Annotated in this window: 2 protein-coding genes and 2 pseudogenes; all 4 read left to right on the plus strand. The window is 67.0% G+C overall.

Annotation, left to right across the window (positions count from 1 at the left end; translation table 11 throughout):
• A partial coding sequence (locus AHiyo1_RS23655; RefSeq protein ID WP_059390252.1) for a tetratricopeptide repeat protein occupies nt 1-841 on the plus strand: 841 nt, incomplete at its 5' end.
• Nucleotides 841-1,944 (plus strand): NADH:flavin oxidoreductase/NADH oxidase, encoded by a 1,104-nt coding sequence (locus AHiyo1_RS23660; RefSeq protein ID WP_059390253.1) that lies wholly within the window; start codon nt 841-843, stop codon nt 1,942-1,944. The genes AHiyo1_RS23655 and AHiyo1_RS23660, both read left to right, overlap by 1 nt.
• Nucleotides 1,945-2,041: 97 nt before the next feature.
• Nucleotides 2,042-2,831 (plus strand): annotated as a pseudogene (locus AHiyo1_RS23665) (ABC transporter ATP-binding protein).
• Nucleotides 2,813-2,993: pseudogene (locus AHiyo1_RS25255) on the plus strand (transporter); the annotation flags it as partial. The pseudogenes AHiyo1_RS23665 and AHiyo1_RS25255, both read left to right, overlap by 19 nt.

Below are 2,993 nucleotides of genomic sequence, written 5' to 3' on the forward strand. Positions count from 1 at the left end.
CTCCGGCGGAAGCCCGGGAAGCGGCCAGCCCCTTCGCGTAGATGCCACCGAGGCCAATTTCCAGGACCTCGTCCAGCTCTCCGCGCAGATTCCCGTCCTTTTCCTCTTGTGGTCCAATCGCTCCTTGGAGGCCTCGACCCTCCTTCATAGCCTCGAAGGCGTCGTCGAAAGCTACGCCGGCAAAGTGGTGCTGGCCGCGGCGGACGTGGACGCGTTCCCGCAGCTTGCGCAGGCATTTCAGGTCCAGGCTGTCCCCACCGCCGTCGCGGTCCTGAAGGGCCAGCCCGTGCCGCTCTTCGAGGGGCCCGCGTCGGACCAGGAAATCCGTGCCCTCATCGATGAACTCCTCAAGGTGGCCGAAGCCAACGGCGTAACGGGCAGCATCGGCGCTGGCCCCGCTGCTGCGGAGGCCCCTCCTTTGCCGCCGCTGCACCAGGCAGCCTTCGACGCCATTGAAGCGGGGGATTACGCCGCCGCCGCCAGTGCCTACCGCCAGGCGCTGGCCGAGAAACCGGCTGACGCCGAGGCGAAGGCCGGACTTGCCCAGGTGGAACTCATGGGCAGGATTGAGCTCCTGACGGCAACGGATGCCGAAGCCATGCGTCAGCGTGCGGCGGAGGAGCCGGACGATATCGAAGTACAGCTCACAGTGGCCGACCTCGACATCTCGGGCGGACACATCGAGGACGCGTTCAACCGCATCATCGCATTCATTGGCCGCAACTTCGGGCCCGAGCGCGAGACGGCTCGTGTGCGCCTGCTGGAGCTGTTCGACGTCGTCGGCATTGCGGACCAACGCGTTGCCAAGGCCCGGCAAGGTCTGGCGCGGGTCCTCTTCTAATGACGCAGCCGGCGTTGTTCAGTCCGCTTCAATTGCGCTCCTTGACGTTGCCGCATCGCGGCTGGGTTTCCCCGATGTGCCAATACAGCTGCTCGCCCGACGGCGGGGGCGGCGTGCCGAACGATTGGCACCTGGTGCATCTTGGAGCGTTTGCCACGGGCGGCGCGGCGCTCATCCTCACCGAGGCGTCGGCCGTCAGCCCGGAGGGGCGGATCAGCCCGCGGGACGCCGGACTGTACACGGACGAGCAAGCGGGCGCCTGGGAGCGGATTGTGGACTTCGTCCACCGCAACAGTGCGGTGGGCGGCAAGATCGGCGTCCAACTGGCGCACGCCGGCCGCAAGGCTTCCACCTATTGGCCTTTCGCGGAAGAGAGCGGATCGGTAGCGGAGTCCGACGGCGGGTGGGTTACCCGCGGCCCCGGAGTTGAGGCCTTCGCCGGGCTTGCAGCTCCTCGCGCCATGAGCGAGGCGGACATCCACGCCGTGATTTCGGATTTCGCCGCGGCGGCCGGACGGGCTGTGGACGCCGGGTTCGACACGGTGGAGATCCACGGCGCGCATGGCTACCTCCTGCACCAATTCCAAAGCCCGCTCATCAATAAGCGCGAGGATTCCTGGGGAGGCAGCGAGGCGGCACGAAACCGCTTGATGCTTGCGGTCGTTGACGCCGTCCGTGCGGTCATTCCGGATTCGATGCCGTTGCTGCTGCGGATTTCCGCCAGTGATTGGGCCGAGGGCGGCATCGACATTGACGCCTCGGTGCGTCTCGCGAGGGCCGCGGCCGAGCGCGGCGTGGACTTGGTGGACGTCTCCAGCGGGGGTGCGGTGGCCCATCAGCGGATCAAGGCCGGCCCGGGATACCAGACGGGATTCTCCGAACAGATCCGGCGCGAAGCGGGAGTTCCCACCGGAGCCGTCGGATTCCTGACATCCTCAGGACAGGCCGAACACACTGTAGCTACGGGCCAAGCCGACGGTGTATTCATGGCACGGGCAGCCCTCCGCGATCCGCACTGGTGGCTCCGCGCGGCATTTGAACTCGGCTTCCCCTTGGATTGGGCGCCGCAGTATCAGCGCGCGGTTCCACGGCACAGCTTCTAGGAGCTAGTCCTTTGGGATGAGGCGGATCCGTAAAGGCGCCCCGTAGTTCCCCCTCCGGGACGACCCCTGGCACGGCCCCCGGGGCTAGGCTGACTGCATGACTGTCCAGCTTCCCGGTTCCCCTCCCACATCCCCGGTGCCCGCCTTGGCCCTGCGCGGACTGGCGAAACGCTTCGGCGGCAAAATCGCCGTCGACGGCATCAGCCTGGACGTCCCGTCCGGCTCCTTCTACGGCGTCGTTGGTCCCAATGGGGCGGGCAAGACCACCACGTTGTCCATGGCCACCGGCCTCTTGCGGCCGGATTTCGGGACGGCCTACATCCACGGCGTGGATGTGTGGACGAAGCCGCTCGAAGCCAAGAAGCTGATGGGGATACTGCCCGACGCGTCCGCCTCTTCGACCGCTTGACGGGTGAGCAGCTTGTTACTTACGCCGGCTTGCTCCGCGGCATGGACAGGGACGTCGTTGCCCAAAGGGTGGGGGAGTTGATGGCCGCCCTGGATCTCAGCGCCGACGCCGGCACCTCGTGGTGGACTACTCCGCCGGCATGACGAAGAAGATTGCCCTCGCGTCGGCGCTCATCCATGCGCCCAGGCTGCTGGTGCTGGACGAGCCCTTTGAGTCCGTGGATCCCGTCTCGGCAGCCAATATCAGGGGAATTCTTGACAACTATGTGGCCTCGGGAGGGACGGTCATCGTCTCGAGCCACGTCATGGACCTTGTGCAGCGCATGTGCGACCACGTAGCCGTCGTGGCTGCCGGCAGGGTCCTCGCCGCCGGTACCGTCGACGAGGTCCGCGATGGCGCCACGCTCGAGGACCGCTTTGTGCAGCTCGTGGGCGGCGGAAACCAGACGGGGGGCCTGGAATGGTTGCGCACCTTCTGAGCCTGAAGTGGCGGCTCCTGCTGAACGGCTTTCGGCGCAGCCCCGGCCAGCTTGTGGGAATCGCGATCGGAGGGCTCTATGCGCTGGGGGTCGTCGCGACCCTCGTGGTGACGCTCGTCGCCCTGCGGTGGGCCGACGCCGAGACGGCCCACACCGCCGTCG

Origin of the sequence: Arthrobacter sp. Hiyo1 (assembly GCF_001263615.2) — a bacterium.
Lineage (GTDB): Bacteria > Actinomycetota > Actinomycetes > Actinomycetales > Micrococcaceae > Arthrobacter.